Origin of the sequence: Kocuria sp. CNJ-770 (assembly GCF_001942375.1) — a bacterium.
In the GTDB taxonomy this organism is placed as follows: domain Bacteria; phylum Actinomycetota; class Actinomycetes; order Actinomycetales; family Micrococcaceae; genus Kocuria; species Kocuria oceani.
This window is the reverse complement of sequence record NZ_MKJW01000055.1, coordinates 47,821-71,024: the sequence shown is the minus strand read 5'-3', so window position 1 is coordinate 71,024 and position 23,204 is coordinate 47,821. Positions and strand designations below refer to the sequence as shown.

Here is a 23,204-nt window from a genome sequence, read left to right as displayed (position 1 = left end):
CCCGTCCCGGCAGGACCGCACCGTCGCCCTCCTGCCCATGGCCCCCTCCGACATGCTCCCGGCCCTGAACAACGGGGTGATCGGCGGCTACGTGGTGGCCGACCCGTTCAACGCGGCCGCCGAGGCGAAGGAGGTGGGGACCATCCACCGGTTCCTCGGCGACGTCTGGCACGACCACGCGTGCTGCGTGACCATGATGCGCGGCGAGCTCATCCGCCACCGCCCGGCGCAGGCCCAGGGATTCATGGACGCCCTCGTCCGGGCGCAGGCCTGGGCCCGGGACAACCGCCCCGAGACCGCGGCGCTGCTGTCCGCCGGCTACCTCCCCCAGCCCCGGCCCGTGATCCAGCAGGCCCTGACCTACTCCGCCGCCGCGCACCAGGACGCTCTGCACCACCCCGCGTGGAGCGGCGAGCGCCTGGACTTCCGCCCGTATCCGTACGCCAGCTTCACCGAGGAGCTGGTGCGGGCCATGCAGGAGACCGTCGTCGACGCCCCGGCAGGGTTCCTCGACGGGCTGGACCCGGCCGCCGCCCACCGCGAACTCGTCGAGGACACGCTCGTGACCCGCAGCATCGAGAAGGCCGGCGGGCTGAGCGTCTTCGGCCTGACCGGCACGACCCGCACCGAGGAGATCGCCCCATGAGCGCCCCGCACCGGACCCCGCAGGACGCCGCGGACTTCCCCACCGACCTCGACGGCGCCGCCCGGACGGACCCGTCCCGCACCGGCCCGCCCCGCTCCGGACCGGCCCGTTCCGCTGCGGCGCGGCCCGCCCCGCGCCCGCGGTCCCGCTGGGCCGGCCCGGCCTGGGGGCTCTTCGGGGTGCTGGTCACGGTCGCCGTGTGGTGGGCCTTCACGCACGCCGCGGCGGGCGCCAGCACGATGATCGCCGCGTTCCGGCCCGAGCGGATGCCCGGCGCCGTGGCCTCGCTGTTCGAGCGGGGCGTGGTCGTCCAGGACGGCCTGACCAGTCTGTGGCGCCTGCTGTGCGGGCTCGGCGTGGCCACCGGGCTCGGCGTGCCCCTGGGCCTGCTCATCGGCTCCTACCGCCGCTTCCGGTGGACCAGCGCCCCGGTGGTGCAGTTCCTGCGCATGGTCTCCCCGCTGTCCTGGGCGCCGGTGGCCGTGGCGCTGCTCGGGGTCGGCAACGCGCCCGTCATCTTCCTGGTGGCCGCCGCCGCGGTCTGGCCGATCACCATGAACACGGCCGCGGGCGTCGCGGCCCTGGACCCGCTGCACCTGCGGGTCGCCGAGACGCTCGGGGCCACCCCCGCCGAGCGGCTGCGCACCGTGGTGCTCCCGAGCATCCGCCCGTTCGTCATGACCGGCGTGCGGCTGGCCTGGGGATCTCGTGGGTGGTCATCGTCCCGGCCGAGATGCTGGGGGTCAGCAGCGGCCTGGGCTACGAGATCCTCAACGCCCGCGACCGGCTGGCCTACGACGAGATGCTCGTGGTGATCCTCGTCATCGGTCTGCTGGGCATGGCCCTGGACGGGCTCGCGCAGTGGTTGCTGCGCGAGCCGCGTCCGCGCCGCTGAGCGCCGGCGGGCGGATCAGCGGGCCCGGAAGCGGGCCCGCTTGTGCGAGCCGTCGCAGAAGGGCTTGATGGAGGAGGCTCCGCACCGGCACAGCGCCACGGTGGCCCGCCCGGGGTCGATGGGGCGGTCGTCCCCGTCCAGCAGCTCGTAGCCGCCGCGCACGAGCAGCGGGCCGTCCGGGCACACGGTGATCGACACCGGCTCGGTGGGTCCGCCGGGCCCGGGGTCCAGGACCGGCTCGTGGTCCTCGGCGGGGCGCTCCGCGCTCACCGCACCAGCTCCGCAGCACCGGACCGGGAGGACTCCGCCGGGGCCGGGCGCAGCGCGGACTCCCCCGCCTCCCAGCGGGCCAGCGCCTGACGGGCGGCGAGCGCGTCCAGGTGCAGCACGCAGCGGGCGCCGAAGAAGACGTCCGCCGCGACGGCAGGGTCCTCGACCACGAGCCCCCCGGCCATGTCCCGGGCGGCGATCTGCTCGTGGGCGGCGTCGGCCTCGACGTGCTCGTCGTAGAACGCGGCCGCGGCCGGCAGGCCCAGGCGGTGGAAGCCGCGCGCCAGGAACTTGGAGGGCACCGACGAGGTCATCTCGTACATCGCCAGGTGCCCCACCACCGCCCCGCGCAGCCGGCGGTGCAGGCCGAACATGCTGACGGTGTTCACACCGGCGAGCCACTCCGCGGGCACCCGGTCCACGGCGCTGCCGTAGGAGTCGTCGAGGCCGGCCTCGCGCATCCCGGCCGCGAACAGGGCCGCGTGCATCCGGGCGGCGTTGCCGCCCCCGTACTCGTCGATCTGGATCTCGATCAGGCCGGCCTTCGCCCGCCCGCTCAGCCGCGGGATCCCCCAGGTGTGCGGGTCGCCCTCCATGAGCTGGTAGACGGACTTCAGCTGCAGGAACTCCCGTGCCTGCCCGGCGTCCGCCCGGCCGGAGAGGTGGCGTGCCAGGCTCGGGCCGTCGTCGTCGGCGGCCATGGCGAACAGCGCGTCCGCGACCGACTGCGGGGTGTCCGGCACGGTGTCGGCGGGCAGCTCCGCGCGCAGCTGCGCCTCGAGCGCGTCCGAGAGGATCCCCCGCGTGCGCAGCAGCTCGGGGTCGCTCTCCCAACGGTCGTCGACCTCGTCGATCCCCTGGTAGTGCAGGGCGTGCAGGAGGAACAGGCCGAGCTGGACGTCGTCGTCGGCGAGGACGCTGCCTGCGCGGGACACGGCGGCGCGGGCGGCGTCCGGCAGCGCCGCGGCCCGGGACTCCGCCGCCGGGGTGCCGGGTGCCTCCCGGAACGCCGCGAGGAGGTCCTCGCCCAGCGGGCCTCGTGGCTGTGGCTGACGCATGTGTCGACTCCTGTTCGTCCGGTGGGGTGAACCGGCCACCATCATAGTTTCCATCACCGTGCTGATCATATGGAGGGCGTCCGACACGTGCCGTGCCCCGGGGCGCCGGGCAGCACCGCCCAGGGCATCGCCCGGGCACCGAGTACAGTGGTGGGGGCCCGGCTCCGGGCTGCACCCCGCCGTCGAGGAGACCCGCATGAGTTCCCCCGTGCCCGGACAGACCACCGCCGCCGCCCGTCTCGGACTGGGCTGGCGCCTGCACGGCGACGGCCGCACCGTCACCGCCGGGGAGGTCGTCACCCCCCGCGAACGGCTCACCTGGCCCCGGACCGTCACCATCGGCGCGCAGCACGTGGTGGCCATGTTCGGCGCCACCTTCCTGGTGCCGCTGATCACCGGGTTCCCGCCCTCCACGACGCTCTTCTTCTCCGGAGTGGGCACGATCCTCTTCCTGGTGATCACGGCGGGACGGGTGCCCTCCTACCTGGGGTCCTCCTTCGCGTTCATCGCCCCGATCAGCGCCTCGACCAACCAGTACGGCCCCGGCGGCGCGCTCGGCGGCGTCCTGATGGCCGGTGCGGCGCTGTTCCTGATCGGTCTCGTGGTGCAGTTCGCGGGCACGTCCTGGCTCCAGCGGCTCATGCCGCCCCTGGTCACCGGCACCATCGTGGCGCTCATCGGCTTCAACCTGGCCCCCTCCGCCAAGGAGAACTTCATGGCCGCCCCCGTCACCGCGCTCGTGACGCTGGCCTCCATCGTCCTCATCTCGGTGCTCTTCCGCGGCCTGCCCGGACGCCTGTCGATCCTGCTCGGCGTGTGCCTCGGCTACGTCACCGCGGTGCTGCGCGGGGAGGTGGACTTCTCCGTGCTCGGCGCCGTGTGGCGGGAGCAGGGCCTCTTCGGGCTGCCCCCGTTCCAGGCCCCCGAGTTCCACCTGCCCCTCATGGGCCTGTTCATCCCGGTGATCCTGGTCCTGGTGGCGGAGAACATCGGGCACGTGAAGTCGGTGGCCCTGATGACCGGCGACGACCTCGATCCCTGGATCGGACGGGCCATCATGTCCGACGGGCTGGCCACCGTGATCGCCGGCTCGGGCGGCGGCTCCGGGACCACGACCTACGCCGAGAACATCGGCGTCATGGCCGCCACGCGCGTCTACTCGACGGCGGCCTACTGGGTGGCGGCCCTCGTGGCGATCCTGCTGAGCGTCTTCCCCGTGTTCGGTGCCGCCGTGGCCACGGTCCCTGCCGGCGTCCTCGGCGGGGCGGCCACGGTGCTGTACGGGATGATCGGCATGCTGGGTGTGCGGATCTGGGTGCAGAACCGTGTGGACTTCTCCAACCCGGTCAACCTCACCACCGCCGCGGTCGCCATGATCATCGGCATCGCGGACTACACGTGGGAGGCCTTCGGCCTGCAGTTCGCGGGGATCGCCCTGGGCACCGCCGCCACGCTCGTGGTCTACCACCTCATGGCGGCCCTGGCCCGCGGACGCGGCACGGTGGGCAGCGATCCGCTCGCCCCGGACACCACGCGCATGCCCTCCCCGCTGGGCTGAGCGACCGGCGTCCGCCTACCCGTCGGTAGAAGAAATATGCGCGCCAGTGGCCGGATATTTTGGTGACGTCCGTCACCTCTCCCCTAGCGTGGCGTGCGGGGGCCGAGCAGCCGGCCACGCACGACCGCTGCGGGGAGAGAAAACACATGCACCACAAACTGTCCGTTCTCGTCCAGGTCGACCTGGACGGCAGGCACGTCCGGCTCGTCGTCACCGGGTGCGTCACCGAGGTCAACCACCGGGCCCTGTGCCCGCTGGTCCGGCGCGCCCGCACCCTGGTGCCGGGGATCGCGGTGGTCGTGGACGCCTCCTCCGCCCACCACATCGAGCCCGCCGCCGTGGACCTGCTGCGCTGGGCCGCTGAGCACGACGACGCCGTGCAGGGCACCCCGCACGTGGAGTTCGTGCTGCCCGACGAGCTGCCCGCCCACGGCGCCGTCACCCGGCTCGCCACCTGGACGCCCGCCCGCCGTGGCCGGGACGCCCCCGAGCCCGTGGGGCCGCGGCACCCCGCACGGCGCCGCACCGCGCCCCGGGCCCGGCTCGCCGGCTGACCCGGGGCCGTCCCGCCCGGTCCCGTCCGTTGGAGGAGAAGCCCGTGAGCACGATCCGCCGCGCCCTGACGGCCCACCCCGCCGCGCCGGAGCTCCCCCGCCAGGAGCGCTCGGAGGATTCCGAGTGCCTCGAGGCGTGCGTCGAGACGGCCCAGGTGCGCCTGATCGCCGCCGACGCCTGCGTGGAGGAGGAGGCCGTCGCGGAGCTGCTGGCGCGCAGGAGCTGACGTGGACGCGCCCCAGGTGTTCCGGTTCGAGGAGCTCGGGATGTCGGTCGTCGCCCGGGTGAGCGGCAAGAACGCCTCCCTCGGGGAGAGGGTGCGGGAGCCGACTACCCGGGGGCCGCGTGCCGGGAGGCTTCGCGACCTCCTCCGGCGCCTACCGGGCCCACGTCACGGCCAACGGGATCGGCCCGCCCCTGCGGGAGCGGCTCGAGGAGCGCGACACGGGCCGAAGGTCCGCATGGTGGGCGAGAGCCCCGCCGACGTGGTCCTGGCCGAACAGTCCACCGAACGGTGCGACGGCTTGTCCATCGGCTCCGACGACCTCACGCAGCTCGTCCTGGGCGTGGACCGGGACGCCGGGGCCCTGCGCGCGCTGTTCGACGAGCGCGACGAGGCCGTGACCCGGATGATCAGCGAGGCGATCCGCAAGGCCCACGCCGCCGGCATCCCGATCGGCATCTGCGGTCAGGGGCCCGGCAACCACCCGGACTTCGCGGAGTTCCTGGTGCGTGAGGGCATCGACTCGGTCTCCCTGAACCCGGACAGCTTCCTCCGGACCGTCCGGCGCATCGCCGAGACGGAGCAGCGGATCGGCCACGAACCCGCGAGGGAGCGCAGGAGGACCATGGAGTCATGACGCTCTCCGTCGGCTCGCGCCCGGACACCGACGTCGACCCGGACCGCGCCGGCCGGTGGCTGGCGTTCCCGCGGCGCTATCCGCTGGTGGCCGTGACCCTGGCCGTGCTCGCCGTTGTCCTGGGACTGCTGGCCGCCGGGCAGCCGGTGCCGGCCCAGTGGCTGGGTTCGGGCTGGGCGCTGGCCGTGGCCGCCCGGGTGGCGTGGGGCATGGTCGAGGACGTCCTCGCCGGGCACTGGGGTGTGGACCTGCTGGCCGTCACCGCGATCGGCTCCACCGTGGTGGTCGGGGAGTACCTGGCGTCCCTCGTGGTCGTCCTCATGCTCACCGGCGGGCAGGCCCTGGAGGACTACGCCGCGAACCGGGCCCGGAGGGAGCTCAACGCGCTGCTCGAGCGCGCCCCGGTCCTCGCCCACCGGATGCGCCCGGACGGGTCCGTCCAGGACGTCCCGGTCGAGGAGGTCCGCCCCGGGGACGAGCTGATGGTCCGCCCCGCCGAGGTCGTGCCCGTGGACGGGGAGCTGGTCGGCGCGGACGCCGACTTCGACGAGTCCTCCATCACCGGGGAGAGCCTGCCCGTGACCCGCCGCGTCGGGGAGCCGGTGCTCTCCGGCGCGCTCAACGAGCAGCGGGCCGTGATGCTGCGGGCCACCGCGACCGTGGCCGACAGCCAGTACTCCCGGATCGTGGCGATGGTGCGCGAGGCCGCCGCGTCCCGCGCACCGGTGGTGCGCCTGGCCGACCGCTACGCCGTGCCCTTCACCGCGTTCGCCTTCCTGGTGGCCGGTCTGGCCTGGTGGTACCACCGGGACCCGGTGGTCTTCGCCGAGGTCCTCGTGGTGGCCACCCCCTGCCCGCTGCTGATCGCGGCTCCCGTGGCGTTCCTGGGAGGCATGAGCCGGGCCGCCCGCAACGGCGTCATCATCAAGGACGCCGGCACCCTGGAGCGGCTCGCGACGGTGCGCACCGCCGCATTCGACAAGACCGGCACCATCACCTACGGCCGCCCGGAGCTGCTGGCCGTGCACGCCCGTCCTCCGTTCCGCCCGGACGAGCTGCTGCTCCTGGCGGCCTCGGCCGAGCAGTACTCCTCCCACGTGCTCGCGTCCTCCGTCCGGGAGGCCGCGCTCGCCCGGGGGCTGGTCCCGGTCCCGGCCGAGGACGCCCACGAGGAGGCCACCCACGGGGTCACCGCCACCGTGGCCGGGCGCCGGGTGGTGGTCGGCAAGCCGGCCCACGTGGCCCGCTCCGCCCCGGACGTGGTGGAGCGGGCGCTGGGCCCCGGTGAGCTGGCCGTCTACGCGGCCGTGGACGGCCGCTTCGCCGGCACCCTGGTGATGAGCGACCAGGTGCGCGAGGACGCCGCCGCCACGATGGCCGACCTCGCCCGGCTCGGGGTGCGGGAGATCCTCGTGCTCAGCGGTGACGCCCGCGCCACCGTGGAGCACGTCGCCGCGGCGCTGGGCATTCCCCGGGTGCTGGCCGAGTGCCTGCCCGAGGACAAGGTCCGCGCCGTGCGTGACGCCCCGGGACGGCCGGTGCTGATGGTCGGCGACGGCGTCAACGACGCCCCCGTGCTCGCCGCCGCCGACGTCGGCGTCGCGATGGGCGCCCGGGGCGCCACGGCCGCCAGCGAGTCCGCCGACGTCGTGGTCCTCACCGAGGACCTCGCCCGGACGGCCGGCGCCGTACGGATCGGCCGGCGCACGGTGCAGGTGGCGCTGCAGAGCATCTGGCTGGGCATCGCCCTGTCCGTGGTGCTCATGCTCGTGGCCGCCACCGGGGCGATCCCGGCGATCGCCGGGGCCCTCAGCCAGGAGGTCGTGGACCTCCTGGCCATCCTCAACGCCCTGCGCGCCCTGGGCGGACCGCGCCGCGAGCGCGGGCTCCCCGCCCGGTGACGGCCGCCCGTCCGATGCCGGGGGCAGGGGGCAGGGACGTCCGTCAGTGCGTGACGACCAGCACGGGGCAGCCGGCGTGGGCCACGCAGGCGCGGGAGACCGAGCCGAGGCCCGCGCCGGGCATCCCGCCGTGTCCGCGGCGGCCGAGCACGAGCAGCGCGGCGTCCCGGCTCTCCTCGACCAGCCGGGCCGCCGGCCGGCCGTGGACCAGGCGTGCGCCGAACCGTTCGGGCAGCTCCGCCCCGAACGTGTCGGCGACCGCGGACCGCAGCCGCTCCTCGGTCCCCGCGGGCGGACGGCCGGGGTCCACGGCCTGCCAGCCCTCGTAGATCCGCGGTCCCTCCCAGCACATGACCGCGACGAGCGGAACGCCCAGCCCGCGCGCGATCCGCGCTCCCGCGCGGAGGGCCTCCCGCGAGGCGTCGGAGCCGTCGACGCCGACGAGGACCTCTCGTCCCGTTCCTGTCACCACAGCCGTCCTCCTCCGTTCCGGTGCCACTGGTCTCAGAAGCCGGAGGGCTCGGTCTCCAGCTCGGGCTCCTCCGGCGGCGGCTCGTGGCCCAGCGGGCGCAGCGCGGAGGTCTCCTCGAACCAGAGCAGGGCGTCGTAGCGCTCCCCCATGCGGGTGGGAACGTAGTTGCCGGCCTCGCGCCACGGGTGGTACACCACCCCGATGGCCCGGTGGCCGAACCGCCCCGACAGCCAGGTCCCGGAGCGGTCCCGGCCGAACACGAGGGCCGCCGGCCCGCCGAGGGCCCGGTGCAGGAGGTCCTCGGCGGAGCCGGAGCGGGCCTCGGGCACGGCCACGACCTCCTCGGCCGCTCCCCAGGACTCCGCCGCGACCACGGTCCCGCTCCAGCCCGCCATGCCGACGAGCACCACCTCGGGGGCGCTGTGCCGCTCGCGCAGCAGCTGTCCCACGTTGACCAGCCCGGCGTCGAACATGTCCGTGGCCCGGGCGTCCCCCACGTGCGAGTTGTGCTCCCACACGAGACCCTTGGCGCCGGGGCCATGGTGCCGGGAGAGCAGCTCCGCCGTGTCCGCCATGTGCTCGTCGCGCACGTTCCAGGACTGCCGGTCGCCGCGGACCATGGTGCGGTAGTAGCGCTCGGCGTCGGTGGCGACCATGGCGTTGAGCGCGGCGTCGAACGCGGCGGGGTCGTCCTCCAGCCGGCCGAGCGTGCGCCGACGGACCTCCGCCAGGAGGGCGACGACGTCGGCCTCGCAGCTCTCGGGCACGATCCGGGTGCTCCACGCGTACTCGTGCGGGTCCTCGTGGAACGGGACGAAGCACTGCCACGCCTGCAGGGCGGCCGGCAGGGCCTCGGGCTCGTTGGCCTCGAGCCAGGTGATGATCTCCCGCAGCGAGTCCCACAGCGAGTAGACGTCCAGCCCGTAGAAGCCCACCTGCTCCGCCTCCGGCCGGCGCGCGTTCTCCTCCCGCAGCCAGTCGAGGAACTCGGCGACCTCCTCGTTCGCCCACATCCAGCGGGGCCAGCGGCCGAAGCCGGCCAGGACCCCGCGGGCGTCCCGGTCCTGCTCGGCCTGTCCGCGCACCCACCGGTTCAGCCGCCAGCAGTCGGGCCAGTCGCCCTCCACCCCGACCCAGGTGAAGCCGTGCTCCTCGATGAGCCGGCGGCTGAGCAGCGCCCGCCACCGGTAGTACTCGTGGGTGCCGTGCGAGGCCTCCCCCACGGCCACGAACCGGGCCCCGGCGCAGCGCTCGACGAGCAGGTCGAGGTCCGGGGCGCCCGCCAGCGGAGCGGCCAGGGAACGGATCTCGGCGAGGACCCCGGCGGCCCGGGTCCGCTCGTGCGCGGCGGGGGTCACCGGAGGTCTCCGCCGGTGTGCTCCCGGACCGCTGCCAGGTGCCGGAGGAACCAGTCCCGGGCCAGCCCGGCGGCCTCGTCGAGCGTGCCGGGCTCCTCGAACAGGTGCCCGGCGCCCTCCACGACGGCCAGCCGGGTGGGGCACTGCATCGACTCCTGCGCCCAGCGGTTCAGGCCCAGCACCTCGACGTCCCGGCTGCCGACGATCAGCAGGGTGGGCGCCTGCACGCGGCGCAGCCGCTCCCCCGCGAGATCGGGGCGGCCGCCGCGGGAGACGACGGCCGCGACCGGCGTCCCGGGCTCGGCCGCCGCCCACAGGGCGGCACCGGCCCCGGTGCTCGCCCCGAACCAGCCGACCGGTGAGGCGGCGGAGCCGGGCTGCTCCCGCAGCCAGGCGGTGGCCAGGAGCAGCCGGCGGGCGAGCAGCTCGATGTCGAAGACGTTGGCGCGCTCGGCCTCCTCCTCGTCGGAGAGCAGGTCGAGCAGCAGGGTGCCCAGGCCGGCCCGCTGCAGCACGGAGGCCACGTACTGGTTCCGCGGACTGTGCCGGCCGCTGCCGCTGCCGTGGGCGAAGACCACCACCCCGGCGCCGGGAGCCGGCAGGTGCAGGTGGGCCTCGAGCCGCGTCGAGCCGGCCGGGATGCGCACGTCGGCGTCGACGGGATCCCCGGGCGCGTCGGCGCTGCGCGCGGGGGGCAGCTGCGCCTCGTGCCGGCGGCGGGCGGCGTCCAGCAGGGCGACCACCTCGTCGTCCTCCGTCGCGGAGAAGTCGCGGTAGTGGTGGCCCACGGCCGCGAAGTAGGGCGGGGTGGCCAGGCAGATCACCTCGTCGGCCTCGGTCACCCGGCCGAGCGCCTCCTCCGGAGCGACCGGCACCGCGAGCACCACCCGCCCGGCGCCCAGCTGGCGGGCTATCCGGCAGGCCACGCGCGCGGTGGAGCCGGTGGCGATGCCGTCGTCGACGACGAGGGCGGTCCGGCCCGTGAGGTCGATCCGCTCCCGCCCCTCCCGGAACCGGGCGGTCCGGGCCTCGAGCACGGCGCGCTCCCGCTCCTCGATCCGCTCCAGCTGCGCGTCCGTCACGCCGAAGTACTGCAGGGTGCGCTCGTCGAGCACCCGGGCGCCCTCCTCGCCGATGGCGCCCATCGCCAGCTCCGGCTGGGAGGGGACACCCAGTTTGCGGACCACGATGACGTCGAGCGGGGCGTCGAGCATCCGGGCCACCTCATAGGCCACCGGCACTCCGCCGCGGGGCAGTCCCAGCACCACCACGTCCCGGCCGCGCAGGGGCATCAGCCGCCTGCCGAGCCGGTGTCCGGCGTCGGCCCTGTTCTCGAAGACCACCATGTCTTCCACCACCCCTCCGGCGGGCGCGTCCCGGCGCTGCCTCGTCCCGGTGCCGCCTGCACCGGGGATCGGACGCCGGAGCGGATGCTCCCAGCGTAGGCAGGGGCACAACGCGGTGGAAGACCCGCCCGCCAGGTGACGGACGTGGACATCGCCGCGGGTCGGGCCGATAATGCGAGCACCCGGGGCCGGCTACGGCCCGCACGAACCACCCCGCACGAACCAGCCCGCACGGCGGGAGGACGGAGCACACCGCATGGGCGACCGCACGCAGACCCGGACCATGGGAACGGTCTACGCGCTCTTCCTGGGGGCGCTGATCGCCCTCTTCGTGGGTCTCGGCGTCGGCACGGTCCACCCCGGGCCCCGGGAGCCGGAGGCGTCCCCGGAGCTCGTCGCCGCGCAGGAGGTCCGGGAGCTCACCGCGGAGGAGCAGCAGCAGTGGGCGGAGCACCTGGTCGAGCGTGAGGAGTGGGAGGAGCAGTCCATGCGGCACAGCCGGGACGTGGGCGTGGCCACCCTGGTCGTGGCCGTGGGGCTGCTCGGGCTCGGCCTGCTGGTCGAGCGGCGCGGGCCGGTGCTGGCCAACGGCATCCTGCTGGGCGGGCTGTTCACCCTGCTCCACAGCGTGGTGCGCAGCCTGATCTCCCAGGACACCCTCGTCACCTTCGGGGTGGTCACGGTGTCCCTGGTGCTGGTCCTGTTCCTCGGCTACCGCCGCTTCGTGGACCGGCCCTCCGGCTCCGTGGGGACGGCCGGCCCGGTGCGCGTGGTGGTCAGCCGCAACGGCAAGGACCCCTCCCACCGCTGAGCGCGCCGGGCGGGCCGGTCAGAGCGGCAGCGGGAGCTTCTCGCCGAGCACGGCCCGGACCGCGCCGGCGTCGACGTCCGCGACGGAGGCGTGCTCCCACACCGGGGCGTTGTCCTTGTCCACGAGCACCGCGCGCACGCCCTCCGCGAAGTCGGGCCGGGCGATCGTGTCCGCGGCCAGGCGCAGCTCCCGCTCCAGGCAGGAGCGCACACCGTCCTCGGCCGCGCCGCGCTCGAGCAGCTCGAAGGTGCGCACCAGCGAGGACGGGCTCATGCCCGTGAGGTCCTCGGGGGCTGCGGCGACGATCTCCTGCAGGGTCGGGGCCCCGTAGCGGTCCTCGATCTGCTCCCACCGGGCCACGACGGGCGAGGGCTCCGGCTCGCGCGCGAAGCGGGCGAGGGCGTCGGCGGGTCCCTCCTCCACCACGGCCGCCGCGAGGTCGGGGAAGTCCTCGTCGGCCACGAGGACGTCGGCCAGCCCGAGGGCCACGGCGTCCGCGCCGCTGATCCGCTGCCCGCCGAGGGCGAGCCAGCGCCCCACGGCGAGGCTGGGCTCCCCCCGGCGGTCCGGGCGGGAGACGCGCGGCAGGAACCAGGAGGCGCCGATGTCGGTGAAGAAGCCGATCTTCGTCTCCGGCATCGCCATGACGGTCGAGCCGCCGACCACCCGGTGGGATCCGTGCACGGAGATGCCCATGCCGCCGCCCATGCAGATGCCGTTCATGAGCGCCACATAGGGCTTGGGGTAGTCCGCGATCAGGCAGTCGAGGGCGTACTCCACGGCGAAGACCTGCGTCGCCGCCTCCAGCCGGCCCTCGCGGACGGCGTCCCGCACCTGCCGGATGTCACCGCCGGCGCACCAGGCCTTGGCGGAGGCCGAGGTGACCAGGACGTGGTGCACGGCGTCGTCGTCCTTCCACGCGTCCAGGGCGGCCTTCAGGTCGTGGTACATCTGCGCGGTGAGCGCGTTGAGCTGGCGGGGACGGTTGAGCACGAGGTGCCCGGTCCCGTTGCGGACCTGGGCGAGGACGTGCTGGTCGGTGTCCGCGGGCGGGGCGGCGGTGTGGGTCATGGCCCCACCCTGCCACGCGGCACCCGGGCGTGTCATGGCTCACACGCCCGACGGCGGCCACTGCCCCCGCTCGGCCAGCAGCTCGGCGAGGAGATCGGCGCGGTCGGTGACGATCCCGTCCACGCCCAGCTCCAGCAGCTCGGCCATCTCGGCGGTGTCGTTGATCGTCCACACGTGCACGTCGATGCCGTGCCGGTGGGCGAAGTCCAGGAAGCGGGGGGTGACGAGCTCGAGCTGGGCCCCGCCGCGGAGCCGGTGCCGCCGCGGGATCTGGACGGTGTCGAAGGGCGCGATCCACCGGGCGGCGGCCCGCCGGGCCAGACGCCAGCTCGGCCCGCCCAGCCAGGAGCACACGAGCAGCAGGCGCATCCCGCCCTGGCCGGAGGAGGTGGGCACGGGCCGCCCGGCGAGCTCGTGGAGCCGGCGCAGCGTGCGCCGGCGCCGGCTCTCGGAGAAGGACGTCACCCGCACCCGGTGCACGGCCCCCAGCGCGTGGAGCAGCGGGGGCAGGGCGGTCACCGACGCCTCGTCCTTGACGTCGATGTTGAGCTTGAGCTCCGGGAGCTCGGTGAGCAGGTCGGCGAGCCGCGGGATGCCGCCGGCCCCGGCCACCCGCCGGGACCGGATCTGCTCCCACGTGAGGCGGGAGACCTCCCCGGCGTCGCCGGTCACGCGGTCGAGCGTGCCGTCGTGGAAGGACAGGACCACGCCGTCGGCGGTCGTGTTGACGTCGGTCTCGATCCACTCGTAGCCGAGGTCGCGGGCCGCCCGGAAGGCGTCGAGGGTGTTCTCGGCGCCCTCGCGCGAGAAGCCGCGGTGGGCGAGGGCGGCGGGGATGTCGCGCCGGCGCGCTGGAGGGGTCACACCCCCATTGTTACCCCGTGGTAGCGGAATGTCCCGCCCGTGACGCGCCGGGTCGGCGGGCGTGCAGCAGCGCCTCGATCACCTGGGCCACCCCGTCCTCCGCGAAGGGCGGGGCCGTGCGGCCCACGGCCCGGGCGACGGCGGGGTGCCCGCTCGCCATCGCGTAGCCGTGGCCGGCCCAGGTCAGCATCTCGAGGTCGTTGGGCATGTCCCCGAAGGCCATGACCTCGTGCGGCAGGATCCCGCGCTCGGCCGCGTACTGCTCGAGGGTGCGGGCCTTCGTCAGCCCCCGCTGGCCCATCTCCACGAGCGGGGCGGCCGCGACCGAGTGCGTGACGGACAGCCGTCCGGCCACCAGGTCGGTGAGCGCCCGGTAGTACTCCTGCGGGTCGGCGGAGTCCAGCTTGGCGAGGAACTTCACGAGGCCCGTGCCGGCGGGCAGGCGCTCCCGCAGCGGGCCGACCCGCGGGGCGCCGATCTCCATGCGGTCGGTGCGGGCCCAGCCGTGGTCGGTGTAGACGCCGTCCAGGGTCTCGGCGGCGAACAGCGTGCCGGGATGGCGGGCGGCCACCTCCTCCATGACCGCGAAGGCCTCGGAGACCGGGAACAGGCTGGACTCCACCACGACGTCGGCGGTGAGGTCGTAGACCACCGCGCCGTTGGAGCAGATCACCACGCCCTGGTGCGCCAGCTGGTCGCGCAGCGGATCGAGCCAGCGCATGGGGCGGCCCGTCACGAACACCACGTGCAGACCCTCGTCCTGGGCGGCCCGGATCGCCTCGACGGTGCGGGGGCGGAACCGGAAGTCGTCGCCCAGGACGGTGCCGTCCAGGTCGCTGGCGATCAGCTTGACGGGTGCCGCGTCGCCGGGCACCTCCAGGGGCGGGGTCACGGGCGCGGGATCACGGCTCCTCGCGGCGCCGGCCCGGCCGCACGCGGGCCGGCGGAGGGTGCGCGGTCGGGCACGACGGCCTCCTGTCGGTCGGGCACGGACGGATCGGTTCGGTGCGGCTCAGGAGGAGGGCAGCTCGTCCGCGCGCGGCAGGTCGGCGCCGGCGCGCGAGACCGTGACGCCCGCCGCCGAGGCGGCGTAGCGCAGCAGCTCGCCCATCTGCTCCGCGTCGAGGTCGTCGAGCCGCTCGCGGGCCGGCGCCCCGGTGAAGCCGTGGTCGGTCAGCCAGGCCAGCAGCGCGGCCATGAACGAGTCGCCGGCACCCACGGTGTCCACCACCTCGGCAGGGGCGGCGGGCACCTGCGCCCCCCGCGGGCCGGTGGCGCGGGTGAGGGCCCAGGGCCCCAGGGGGCCGCGGGTGACGACGACGAGCTCCGCGCCGGCGCGGAGCCAGGCCGCGGCGCTCTCCTCGACGCTGCGGTGGGGGTAGAGCCACAGCAGGTCCTCGTCCGAGGCCTTCACGACGTCGGCGAGGGCCACGAGCTGCTCGGCTCGCGCCCGGGCCCGCGAGGAGTCGGGGATGATGGACGGCCGGCAGTTGGGGTCGTAGGAGACGAGCGCGGTGGCCTGGGCCAGCTCCACGGCGTGGCGCACCTTCGAGGCCCCGGGCTCGAGCATCGCGCCGATCGACCCGACGTGCAGCAGGGTGGTGTCCCGGAGCAGCTCGCCCAGCTGCTCGTCGCCGAGGTCCAGGGACCAGTCCAGCTGGAAGTCGTAGGTCGCGGCGCCGTCGTCGCCGATGACGGCCTCGGCCACGGAGGTCGGCCGGGCGTCGGCCTCGAACGGCAGGAGCACGCCGTTGTCCCGCAGGTGGGCCTCGACCTGGGCGCCGTACTCGTCCTCGCCGTAGCGGCCCAGGAACTGGACCCGGTGCCCGAGGCGGGCCAGGCCCACAGCCACGTTCATCGGGCTCCCCCCGGCGTGCGCGCGGGGCTCCTGTCCGCGCTTCGAGACCACGTCCACGAGCGCCTCACCGATCACCGTCAGCATGTCCTCACGGTAGCACCCGCGGCTCCCGCCGCACCGGCGTCCGGGGCCGTAACGCGGCCCCGTCCCGGCGCCGCGGTGCCCTTAGAATGGGCGGTGGCACCGTGCGCGACCCGCAGCGGCGCGCGCACCCGAGACCGCGCAACGAGGCGCGGCCTGTCACGGCCGGACACGATGACGTCCCCGGCCGAGGAAGAGAGTCATTCTTGAGCACTCCCGAAAGCTGGTCCGACCGCGAGGCCCTCGCCGAGCTCATGGTCCCCCTGGTCGGCCGCCTGCACCGCGAGAACAAGGTCGTGCCGACCGTCTACGGCCGTTCGCTGGTGCACAAGTCCGTCACCCAGATCCTCAAGGCGCACCGCTTCGCCCGCCGCATCGACGGCCAGGAGCTTCCGCTGGAGGACACCACCCGCCTGCTCGAGGTGATGTCCGGGCTCAACCTCGGCACCTGCGCGGTGGACCTCGGCAAGCTCAACCGGCTGGCCCGGGAGTCGGACCAGGACCTCGAGGCGTTCCTGCGCGAGGAGCTCGCCCCGGTGGTGGACCGCAAGGCGCAGAACCTCCCGGAGTCCCAGGACGTGGTCCTCTACGGGTTCGGCCGCATCGGCCGTCTGCTCGCCCGCATCCTGGTGAACCGCAACGACGGCACCGGGCTGAACCTGCGCGCCGTCGTGGTGCGCAAGAAGCCCGGCAACGACCTGGTCAAGCGCGCCTCGCTGCTGCGCCGGGACTCGGTGCACGGGAAGTTCGACGGGACGATCCACGTCGACGAGGAGAACGAGGTCATCACCGCCAACGGCGTGGCGATCAAGTTCATCTACGCGAACGACCCCTCCGAGATCGACTACACCGCCTACGGCATCGACAACGCGATCGTCGTGGACAACACGGGCGTGTGGCGCGACGAGGCGGGCCTGTCCAAGCACCTGCAGTCCAAGGGCGTCGCCAAGGTCCTGCTCACGGCCCCGGGCAAGGGCGAGCTGAAGAACATCGTGTGCGGCGTCAACGACGACATGATCACCCCGGAGGACACCATCCTCTCCGCCGCGTCCTGCACCACCAACGCGATCACCCCGGTGGTCAAGGTCGTCAACGACAGGTACGGCATCGCCCAGGGCCACGTCGAGACGGTGCACTCCTACACGAACGACCAGAACCTCATCGACAACTGGCACAAGGGCGACCGCCGCGGCCGCTCCGCCGCGCTGAACATGGTCATCACCGAGACCGGCGCCGCCAAGGCCGTGGCCAAGGCCCTGCCGGAGATGGCCGGGAAGCTGACCGGCAACGCGATCCGCGTGCCCACCCCGGACGTCTCCATGGCCATCCTGAACCTCCAGCTCGAGGAGGCACCGGAGTCGGAGGCCGCCGTCAACCGGTACCTGCGGGACATCTCGCTGAACTCGTCCCTGCGCAAGCAGATCGACTACACCGACTCCCCGGAGGTCGTCTCCACCGACTTCGTCGGCTCCCGCCGGGCGGGCGTCGTGGACGGCCTGGCCACGATCGTCAACGGCAGCTCGCTGGTGCTCTACGTCTGGTACGACAACGAGTTCGGCTACTCCTGCCAGGTGGTGCGGGTGCTCGCCCGGATGGCCGACATCGCCATGCCGCAGTTCCCGGCCGAGCGGGTCGCGGTGGGCGCGCTGTCGGGCTGATGCGCTCCCGGGCGGTGCCCGCGAGGAGGGGCCGTGCCACCCGGGCACGGCCCCTCCTCGCGTCTGCGGGACCCGCCCCGGGCGGTGACCGGGGCATGGCCCAGCCACGGACCGGGGCCCGGCTCAGCCGGTGAAGAAGGCCCCGGCGACGGCGCCGAGGGCCGCGACGTCGTCCACGTGGCACAACTCCCGGGCCGAGTGCATGGACAGCAGGCCGATCCCGACGTCGATCGTGCGGATGCCCAGCCGAGCGGCCGTGAGGGGCCCGATCGTGGATCCGCAGGGCACCCGGTTGTTCGAGACGAACTCCTGGTAGCCGACCCCGGCGCGCCCGCAGGCCTCGGCCCAGATCCCGGCGCCCACGGCGTCCGTGGCGTAGCGCTGGTCGGCGTTGATCTTCAGCAGCGGACCCGCCCCGGGGACGGGCCGGTTCACCGGGTCGTGGTGGCCCTGGTAGTTGGGGTGCACCAGGTGCCCGGCGTCGGCGGACAGGCACACGGACCCGGCCAGCGCCCGGCGGTGCTCGGCCGCGGTGCGCCCCAGCCCGTCGGCGACGCGCACCAGCACGTCCTCCAGGAACGGTCCGGCGGCCCCGGAGCGGGTGCCGGAGCCGATCTCCTCGTGGTCGAAGGCGGCGAGCACCGCGATGTGGCGCCCGGCCTCGACGGCCCCGGCCTCGCGGAGCAGGGCGCTGAGCCCGGCGTGCACGGAGGAGAGGTTGTCCAGCCGCCCGGAGGCGAGCAGGGTCCCGCCGTGCCCGAACACGGCGGGCGGCTGGGCGTCCGCCAGCACCACGTCGTAGCCGAGGACCCGCGCCGGGTCCACGGGCCCGCCCGCGGCGTGCTCGGCCAGCAGCGCCAGGACGTCGGCGTCCTCCGGCCTCCCCACCCCCCAGATCGGCTGCACGTGCTGCTGCCGGTCCAGCTGCAACCCCTTGTTGGCCTCGCGGTCCAGGTGGATGGCCAGCTGCGGGATCCGCGCCACGGGACCCGTCGCGGTGAGCCGCTCGACCGGTGCGCCGTCGTCGCCGCGCAGCACCAGCCGCCCGGCCAGGCGCAGCTCGCGGTCCAGCCACGAGTTCAGCAGCGGCCCGCCGTAGACCTCCACGCCCGCCTGGTACCAGCCGTGGGCGGTGGTGGTGGGCCGGGGCTTGAGCTTGAAACCCGGCGAGTCGGTGTGCGCGCCGAGGATCCGGAAGCCCGCCGCCGGGGTGACGTCCGCCGGCGTGGCCCACGCGATGAGGGCCCCGTCGCGGAGCACGTAGCGCCGCCCGCGCACGCCGGTCCGGGACCAGTCCACGGTCTCGTCGAGCCGGGTGAAGCCGGCCTCCTCCAGCCGCGCGGCCGCGGCGTGGGCCGCGTGGAAGGAGCTCGGCGAGTCCAGCACGTAGCGGCCGAGGTCCTCGGCGGTGGACAGCGGATCGGCGGTGGGAGCGCGGCGGGGGTCCATGGCGTCAGTCTACGGAAGGCGCTGCGGCACGGTCCCGGGAGCCTGGCCGGCCCAGTGGCCGGGGCAGGCGGGAGGACCGGGGCACACCCAGGCGCCGGCCCCGGGCCCGCCCCACGCCGGCGCGCCGGGGCCGAGCACGGCCGGGCGCGGCGGGCGCACGGTGCGGGTGACCTCCACCCCGTGCTTGCGCGCGGCGCGGACCACGAGCCACGCGAAGAGCACCTGCATGGCCGCCGAGAGCGCGAGGGCCAGCCCCGTGGACTCCTGGGCGTCCGGATCCGCCAGGCCGAAGGCCCCGAAGAGCGTCGCCACCACGTTGTTGACCACGTGCAGCGCGATCGCGGCCTCGAGCCCGCCCGTGCGCCAGGTCAGCCACCCGGCGACGACCGCCATGACGGCCACGGCCAGCAGGCCCCAGACGTCGTACAGGTGCCCGAAGGTGAACAGCGGCACCGGCAGGAGGATGGCGAACACGGGCCGGCGCAGCCAGCGGCCGACGGTCTGGAGCAGGTAGCCGCGGAAGACGAGCTCCTCGGCCGCGCACTGCAGCGGCACCACGAGCACGATCATCGCGATCAGCCACCAGAAGCCCTCGACCGGCCGGGGCGGGGGCGGCGCCCCGAGCGTCGCCAGCTCCAGCACGAGCGCGGCCGCGTGGCCGAGCGCGTAGATCCCCAGCGCCACGAGCAGGCAGCGGGCCAGGAAGCCCCAGCGCAGCCGCCCGGTGACCGACAGCAGCAGCCCGATGGGGCGGGGGCCCATGATCGCCCGGGCCGCCAGCAGCGCGGGGATCATGAGCACCAGGGAGAAGAAGAGCATGAAGAAGATCGCCGGGTCCATGATGTCCAGGGCCGTGGCGTCGAGGACGAGGTCGTCCATGGCCTCCTCCCCGCGCACCGCCATCAGGCCGACGGCCCACACGATGCCGAAGACGACCGTCAGCACCAGGTAGAAGGCGCCGAAGAGCAGCAGCTCCACGAGGGGCTTCCACCACCGGTGCTCGGGGTCGGCGTGGGCCAGGCGGTGGTACGGCAGGACCCGGGGGGCGGGCTCCGGGCGGTGGTCGTCGAGAGGGCCCGGGCTCCACGGGGCGGCGCGCATGGTCATGTCCCTACGCTATCGGCCCCGGCGCCCCGCGGACACGCGGCAGTTCCGGGGGCGGACCCGTCCGGGGCTCAGCGCGCGTAGCGGTCCACGAACGCCGCGAGCAGCTTCGCCGGCTCGGTCACGGGCGGGCCCCGGCGGATCCGGTCCTTGACCTCCTCGGCCCCGCCGACCGGGAAGTAGCCGTGCTCCTTGTACGCCTCGATCCGGTTCAGCAGGGCGGGGGCGTCGAGCTCGGGGTGGAACTGGGTGGCGTAGAGGTTCTGCCTGACCCGGAACATCTGGACGGGGCAGCCCGTGCCGGTGGCCAGCAGGACGGCGGTGGGCGCGAGCGTGCGCGTGCCCTCCTTGTGCCCCACGAATCCGTGGAAGGTGCCTGGGAAGTCCCGGAGCAGCGGGTCCCGCCGCCCCTCCTCGGTGAGGGTCACCTCGATGACGCCGATCTCCTCGCCCCGGGTGCGGTCCACGATCCCGCCCTGGTGGGTGCCGAGGGTGCCGACGCCGTAGCAGGCGCCCAGGAAGGGGAAGTCCCGGGCGACGACCTCGTCGAGCAGGTCCCGCATCTCCGACTCGGCGCGCCGCTGCGTCTCCGACTTCAGCTCGGGAGGGTCGGAGGAGTTGAACGGGGAGCCGCCGATGATGACCCCGGAGTAGCGCTCGAGGTCGATCGGCGGCATGGGCCCGGCCTCCAGGCGGACCCGGTGGAGCAGACCCTCCTGCAGGCCGCTGAAGCGGCAGACCGTCTCGTACTCCTCGTCCGCGACGTCGTCCTCGGCGCGGGTGGCGAGCAGCAGGAAGGGCTTCATGACCCCATCGTAGCCAGCGCCGGGGTGCTCCCCCGCCCGCTCAGGGGACGAGGCGCTCCCGGTGGGCGTAGGCGTTGAACGACGTCCCCCGGCTGAAGCCGAGCAGCGTGATGCCCACCTCGTCCGCGAGGTCGACCGCGAGGGCGGAGGGCGCCGAGACCGCCGCGAGCGCGGGGACACCGGCCATGGAGGCCTTCTGCACGAGCTCGAAGGACGCGCGCCCGGAGACCTGCAGGACGGTGCCGCGCAGGGGCAGCAGGCCCTCCCGCAGCGCCCAGCCCACGACCTTGTCCACGGCGTTGTGCCGCCCGACGTCCTCGCGCACGCACAGCAGCTCCGGCTCGGCCGGACCGTCGCCGGCCCCGGCGGAGTGCGCGGGCCAGCGGAAGAGGCCGGCCGCGTGGACGCCGCCGGTCGTGGCGAACAGCTTCTGCCCGGTGCGCAGCCGGTCCGGCAGGGCGAGCAGCCCGGGCACGGGGAGCCGGACCGGGTCCGCCGCGGGGTCGAAGGAGGAGACCTTGGTGACGGCCTCGATGGACGCCGTGCCGCAGACCCCGCACGACGACGACGTGTAGACGTGCCGCTGCATGGAGGTGTCCGGCAGGGCGACCCCCGGGGCGAGCCGGACGTCGACCACGTTGTAGGTGCGCTGCCCGTCGGGACCGATGCCGCTGCGGTAGTCCATCTGCACGAGCTCGGACGGCGCCCGGACGACGCCCTCGGAGACGAGGAAGCCGGCCACGAGGTCGAAGTCGTGCCCCGGGGTGCGCATGGTGACGGTGAAGGGGCTGCCGTGGAGCCGGATCTCCAGGGGCTCCTCCCCGGCCAGGGTGTCCGCGCGGCCGCCCCCGTCGCCCTCGGCCGTGTACCGGTGCACCCGGCGTCGCTGGGATGCTCGGGTCATGGGGGTCCTCCGCTCCGGGCCCTCCGGGTAGGAGCCCTCCCCCGGCATCCTAGGCCCGGGGCCGGACCGGCCGGAACGCCGTCATTACCCAGTAGTAACGTCGGGTGAAGTGGGGACAACCGAACTCTGTTCGAATACATAGACTTTTGTCTAGAGTCGACGTGTCAAGGCGATCCGGCGGTAGGGCTACCGGCGGTTCGCCCGGCGATCCACCGCGGTCCCGCGGTCCCGCGGACCCGCGCCCTCGGGCGCGGTCGTTGCACCGGGACGCCGGCTCCCCTGATCCCGGGGCCGGTGTCCCCCGCTCCACCGGGCCCCGCACCGGATGCCGCGCGCCGCGCACCGATCCCGCGCACCTCTCCTCCCACCCCTCTCGCACGAAGGCGGAACCATGTCCTCTGCAGCACAGCACCTCCCGTCCGAGTCCCCCGCGCGGGGCGCCAGGAACCGCCACACCGGCAAGGCCGTCCTGGCCGGCGTCGTGGCCGTCGGTCTCCTCGCCGCCGGCGGCGGCACCTTCTCCAAGTGGTCCGAGGAGAAGGCCATCGCCTCCGACGACATCATCACCGCCGGCGAACTCTCCATGTCGACCCCGACGGTCTTCTGGACCGATGGGACCGGCCGGACGATCGAGCCCGACACCTACCGGATCGTTCCGGGCGACACCATCGAGCTGCACGCTTCGACGACTGTGACTGCGAAGGGGGACACCCTCGAAGGCGCTCTGGAGCTGCAGTTCCCGGCAGAGCTGCAGAAGGAGATCGATGAGCTCGCCGAGGCCGGTTACGTGTCCTATGACGTCACGTTCAGCAGCGGGGCGAAGACCACTCAGGATTCGTACCCCATCACCAAGAACGACAACGGGCACGTCGTGGAGGCCATCGCGACGTTCACCTGGGATGCGGACAAGACCACCGACAGCTTCGGCGAGAACGCCGACACGTCGCTGACCGGCACCAAGCTCGTCCTGACGCAGCAGTGACCGCAGGGGCCGGTCGGCCCCAGGGTCCCCGGTACGGCGCCGCCGCACCGGGGACCCCACCCTCACAGACTCCGTCTCACCCCCAGAGGCTCCCGTGACACTTCCCGTCCGCCCCCGCCCCTCGGCCGCCGGCCGCGCCTTCGCGGCCACCGCGGCCTCCCTGCTCGCCCTGACGCTGCTCGGCAACAGCATGGGCACGGCGGCACGGTGGTCCGACGCCGTCCCGCTCGAGACGCAGACCGTCAGCACCGGCAACCTCGGCCTGGTGCTCGAGCCGGCGCGGACGGCCCTCGAGCACACCGACTTCGACCCGGCGACCGGCGCCGTGCAGCGCGGGACCACCGACCTCACCGGGTCCCCGGACGCCGTTCCGGCGCTGGCGCCCGGCGACACGGTCGTCGTCACGACCCGCGCGCACCTCGACCTCGCGGGCACGAACCTCACCGCGACCCTCACGGTCGACCCCGGAGGGCCGGCCGGCGGCGCGGTCGCCCCGCACGTGGAGCTGGCCCCGGCCCCCGGCACGGCGTCCCTGTCCCCCGGTCCCGGCCCATCCGCCTGGACCGTGACCGCGGCCCAGGACGGCGCCGTCTACGACATCACCGTCTCCTACGACGTCCCCGCCGATCCGTCGGCACAGGGCACGGCCCTCGCGCCGGGCCCGCTGACGGTCGCCCTCGTCCAGAACTGACCCCCG

At 74.5% G+C, this 23,204-nt stretch carries 24 protein-coding genes; 11 read left to right on the top strand and 13 right to left on the bottom strand.

The window, feature by feature from the left end; all coding sequences use genetic code 11:
* Window positions 1-646: ABC transporter substrate-binding protein (locus BJF77_RS02820; protein ID WP_158041168.1), on the top strand; the 646-nt coding region annotated here is incomplete at its 5' end.
* Window positions 643-1,461: an ABC transporter permease gene (locus tag BJF77_RS02815; protein ID WP_255396108.1), complete on the top strand. Its 819-nt coding sequence runs from the start codon at window positions 643-645 to the stop codon at window positions 1,459-1,461. The genes BJF77_RS02820 and BJF77_RS02815, both read left to right, overlap by 4 nt.
* A gap of 95 nt (window positions 1,462-1,556) precedes the next feature.
* Here BJF77_RS02815 and BJF77_RS02810 read toward each other — a convergent pair whose 3' ends face one another.
* Window positions 1,557-1,811, bottom strand: coding sequence for a CDGSH iron-sulfur domain-containing protein (locus tag BJF77_RS02810; protein WP_238985984.1), 255 nt, complete (start codon window positions 1,809-1,811; stop codon window positions 1,557-1,559).
* Entirely contained in the window at window positions 1,808-2,869 is a 1,062-nt protein-coding gene (locus tag BJF77_RS02805) for an iron-containing redox enzyme family protein (protein WP_047802425.1), read from the bottom strand. Before BJF77_RS02805 ends, BJF77_RS02810 begins: the two co-directional genes overlap by 4 nt.
* A gap of 196 nt (window positions 2,870-3,065) precedes the next feature.
* Between BJF77_RS02805 and BJF77_RS02800 the strand changes: the two genes are divergently transcribed.
* From BJF77_RS02800 to BJF77_RS02780, 5 genes are all read left to right on the top strand, one after another.
* On the top strand, window positions 3,066-4,427 hold the full coding sequence (locus BJF77_RS02800; protein ID WP_047802424.1) for a uracil-xanthine permease family protein: 1,362 nt from the start codon (window positions 3,066-3,068) through the stop codon (window positions 4,425-4,427).
* 146 nt (window positions 4,428-4,573) lie between these two features.
* On the top strand, window positions 4,574-4,981 hold the full coding sequence (locus tag BJF77_RS02795; protein WP_075871215.1) for a hypothetical protein: 408 nt from the start codon (window positions 4,574-4,576) through the stop codon (window positions 4,979-4,981).
* A 44-nt stretch (window positions 4,982-5,025) separates the two neighbouring features.
* The gene (locus BJF77_RS02790; RefSeq protein WP_075871214.1) at window positions 5,026-5,208 is read left to right on the top strand and encodes a hypothetical protein; all 183 of its coding nucleotides are present in this window, start codon (window positions 5,026-5,028) and stop codon (window positions 5,206-5,208) included.
* 40 nt (window positions 5,209-5,248) lie between these two features.
* Entirely contained in the window at window positions 5,249-5,842 is a 594-nt protein-coding gene (locus BJF77_RS02785) for a putative PEP-binding protein (RefSeq protein WP_083664931.1), read from the top strand.
* The gene (locus BJF77_RS02780) at window positions 5,839-7,743 is read left to right on the top strand and encodes a heavy metal translocating P-type ATPase (RefSeq protein WP_075871213.1); all 1,905 of its coding nucleotides are present in this window, start codon (window positions 5,839-5,841) and stop codon (window positions 7,741-7,743) included. The genes BJF77_RS02785 and BJF77_RS02780 overlap by 4 nt, the downstream gene beginning before the upstream one ends.
* A 43-nt stretch (window positions 7,744-7,786) precedes the next feature.
* On the opposite strand, the gene BJF77_RS02775 is transcribed toward BJF77_RS02780, so the two are convergent.
* From BJF77_RS02775 to BJF77_RS02765, 3 genes are read right to left on the bottom strand one after another with little or no spacing between them, the layout of a single operon-like run.
* A complete protein-coding gene (locus BJF77_RS02775; protein WP_047802422.1) occupies window positions 7,787-8,215 on the bottom strand; it encodes a universal stress protein in 429 nt (142 codons plus the stop codon).
* Window positions 8,216-8,247: 32 nt separating this feature from the next.
* On the bottom strand, window positions 8,248-9,573 hold the full coding sequence (locus tag BJF77_RS02770) for an erythromycin esterase family protein (protein ID WP_047802421.1): 1,326 nt from the start codon (window positions 9,571-9,573) through the stop codon (window positions 8,248-8,250).
* Window positions 9,570-10,919: a phosphoribosyltransferase gene (locus BJF77_RS02765; protein WP_187347244.1), complete on the bottom strand. Its 1,350-nt coding sequence runs from the start codon at window positions 10,917-10,919 to the stop codon at window positions 9,570-9,572. Before BJF77_RS02765 ends, BJF77_RS02770 begins: the two co-directional genes overlap by 4 nt.
* Before the next feature lie 256 nt (window positions 10,920-11,175).
* Here BJF77_RS02765 and BJF77_RS02760 point away from each other — a divergent pair, with 256 nt between their 5' ends.
* A complete protein-coding gene (locus BJF77_RS02760; protein WP_075871212.1) occupies window positions 11,176-11,730 on the top strand; it encodes a hypothetical protein in 555 nt (184 codons plus the stop codon).
* 18 nt (window positions 11,731-11,748) lie between these two features.
* Here BJF77_RS02760 and BJF77_RS02755 read toward each other — a convergent pair whose 3' ends face one another.
* The 4 genes from BJF77_RS02755 to BJF77_RS02740 all read right to left on the bottom strand — a co-directional run bounded on the left by BJF77_RS02755 (window position 11,749) and on the right by BJF77_RS02740 (window position 15,607).
* Window positions 11,749-12,801 (bottom strand): enoyl-CoA hydratase/isomerase family protein, encoded by a 1,053-nt coding sequence (locus tag BJF77_RS02755; protein WP_075871211.1) that lies wholly within the window; start codon window positions 12,799-12,801, stop codon window positions 11,749-11,751.
* Between the two features lie 39 nt (window positions 12,802-12,840).
* Window positions 12,841-13,665, bottom strand: a complete 825-nt coding sequence (locus tag BJF77_RS02750; RefSeq protein ID WP_047802418.1) for a glycerophosphodiester phosphodiesterase family protein — start codon at window positions 13,663-13,665, stop codon at window positions 12,841-12,843.
* A 10-nt stretch (window positions 13,666-13,675) separates the two neighbouring features.
* Window positions 13,676-14,557, bottom strand: coding sequence for an HAD family hydrolase (locus BJF77_RS02745; RefSeq protein ID WP_238985983.1), 882 nt, complete (start codon window positions 14,555-14,557; stop codon window positions 13,676-13,678).
* A 120-nt stretch (window positions 14,558-14,677) separates the two neighbouring features.
* Complete coding sequence (locus tag BJF77_RS02740) at window positions 14,678-15,607, bottom strand: carbohydrate kinase (RefSeq protein ID WP_075871210.1); 930 nt, start codon at window positions 15,605-15,607, stop codon at window positions 14,678-14,680.
* Window positions 15,608-15,810: 203 nt separating this feature from the next.
* Here BJF77_RS02740 and BJF77_RS02735 point away from each other — a divergent pair, with 203 nt between their 5' ends.
* Entirely contained in the window at window positions 15,811-17,262 is a 1,452-nt protein-coding gene (locus BJF77_RS02735; RefSeq protein WP_075871209.1) for a glyceraldehyde-3-phosphate dehydrogenase, read from the top strand.
* 123 nt (window positions 17,263-17,385) lie between these two features.
* Here the strand turns inward: BJF77_RS02735 and BJF77_RS02730 are convergent, their stop codons facing one another.
* From BJF77_RS02730 to fdhD, 4 genes are all read right to left on the bottom strand, one after another.
* On the bottom strand, window positions 17,386-18,711 hold the full coding sequence (locus BJF77_RS02730) for a M18 family aminopeptidase (RefSeq protein ID WP_075871208.1): 1,326 nt from the start codon (window positions 18,709-18,711) through the stop codon (window positions 17,386-17,388).
* Window positions 18,712-18,720: 9 nt separating this feature from the next.
* Window positions 18,721-19,818, bottom strand: coding sequence for a CPBP family intramembrane glutamic endopeptidase (locus tag BJF77_RS02725; RefSeq protein ID WP_139318408.1), 1,098 nt, complete (start codon window positions 19,816-19,818; stop codon window positions 18,721-18,723).
* 68 nt (window positions 19,819-19,886) lie between these two features.
* Entirely contained in the window at window positions 19,887-20,621 is a 735-nt protein-coding gene (locus BJF77_RS02720; RefSeq protein WP_075871206.1) for a glutamine amidotransferase, read from the bottom strand.
* Window positions 20,622-20,661: 40 nt separating this feature from the next.
* On the bottom strand, window positions 20,662-21,525 hold the full coding sequence (gene fdhD, locus BJF77_RS02715; RefSeq protein ID WP_047802414.1) for a formate dehydrogenase accessory sulfurtransferase FdhD: 864 nt from the start codon (window positions 21,523-21,525) through the stop codon (window positions 20,662-20,664).
* Between the two features lie 391 nt (window positions 21,526-21,916).
* Here fdhD and BJF77_RS02710 point away from each other — a divergent pair, with 391 nt between their 5' ends.
* Together BJF77_RS02710 and BJF77_RS02705 are read left to right on the top strand one after the other, a co-directional pair.
* A complete protein-coding gene (locus BJF77_RS02710; protein WP_053004763.1) occupies window positions 21,917-22,507 on the top strand; it encodes an alternate-type signal peptide domain-containing protein in 591 nt (196 codons plus the stop codon).
* A 94-nt stretch (window positions 22,508-22,601) separates the two neighbouring features.
* Entirely contained in the window at window positions 22,602-23,198 is a 597-nt protein-coding gene (locus tag BJF77_RS02705) for a hypothetical protein (protein ID WP_075871205.1), read from the top strand.
* The last annotated feature ends 6 nt before the right edge of the window (window positions 23,199-23,204 follow it).

Excerpts from the sequence above, each read along its gene's own strand:
- BJF77_RS02755 (WP_075871211.1), bottom strand. The coding sequence starts at position 12,801 with ATGACCCACACCGCCGCCCCGCCCGCGGACACCGACCAGCACGTCCTC.
- BJF77_RS02725 (WP_139318408.1), bottom strand. The coding sequence starts at position 19,818 with ATGACCATGCGCGCCGCCCCGTGGAGCCCGGGCCCTCTCGACGACCAC.
- BJF77_RS02740 (WP_075871210.1), bottom strand. The coding sequence starts at position 15,607 with ATGCTGACGGTGATCGGTGAGGCGCTCGTGGACGTGGTCTCGAAGCGC.
- BJF77_RS02760 (WP_075871212.1), top strand. The coding sequence starts at position 11,176 with ATGGGCGACCGCACGCAGACCCGGACCATGGGAACGGTCTACGCGCTC.
- BJF77_RS02780 (WP_075871213.1), top strand. The coding sequence starts at position 5,839 with ATGACGCTCTCCGTCGGCTCGCGCCCGGACACCGACGTCGACCCGGAC.
- BJF77_RS02800 (WP_047802424.1), top strand. The coding sequence starts at position 3,066 with ATGAGTTCCCCCGTGCCCGGACAGACCACCGCCGCCGCCCGTCTCGGA.
- BJF77_RS02720 (WP_075871206.1), bottom strand. The coding sequence starts at position 20,621 with ATGAAGCCCTTCCTGCTGCTCGCCACCCGCGCCGAGGACGACGTCGCG.
- BJF77_RS02710 (WP_053004763.1), top strand. The coding sequence starts at position 21,917 with ATGTCCTCTGCAGCACAGCACCTCCCGTCCGAGTCCCCCGCGCGGGGC.
- BJF77_RS02805 (WP_047802425.1), bottom strand. The coding sequence starts at position 2,869 with ATGCGTCAGCCACAGCCACGAGGCCCGCTGGGCGAGGACCTCCTCGCG.
- BJF77_RS02730 (WP_075871208.1), bottom strand. The coding sequence starts at position 18,711 with ATGGACCCCCGCCGCGCTCCCACCGCCGATCCGCTGTCCACCGCCGAG.
- BJF77_RS02815 (WP_255396108.1), top strand. The coding sequence starts at position 643 with ATGAGCGCCCCGCACCGGACCCCGCAGGACGCCGCGGACTTCCCCACC.
- BJF77_RS02765 (WP_187347244.1), bottom strand. The coding sequence starts at position 10,919 with ATGGTGGTCTTCGAGAACAGGGCCGACGCCGGACACCGGCTCGGCAGG.
- fdhD (WP_047802414.1), bottom strand. The coding sequence starts at position 21,525 with ATGACCCGAGCATCCCAGCGACGCCGGGTGCACCGGTACACGGCCGAG.
- BJF77_RS02795 (WP_075871215.1), top strand. The coding sequence starts at position 4,574 with ATGCACCACAAACTGTCCGTTCTCGTCCAGGTCGACCTGGACGGCAGG.
- BJF77_RS02785 (WP_083664931.1), top strand. The coding sequence starts at position 5,249 with ATGTCGGTCGTCGCCCGGGTGAGCGGCAAGAACGCCTCCCTCGGGGAG.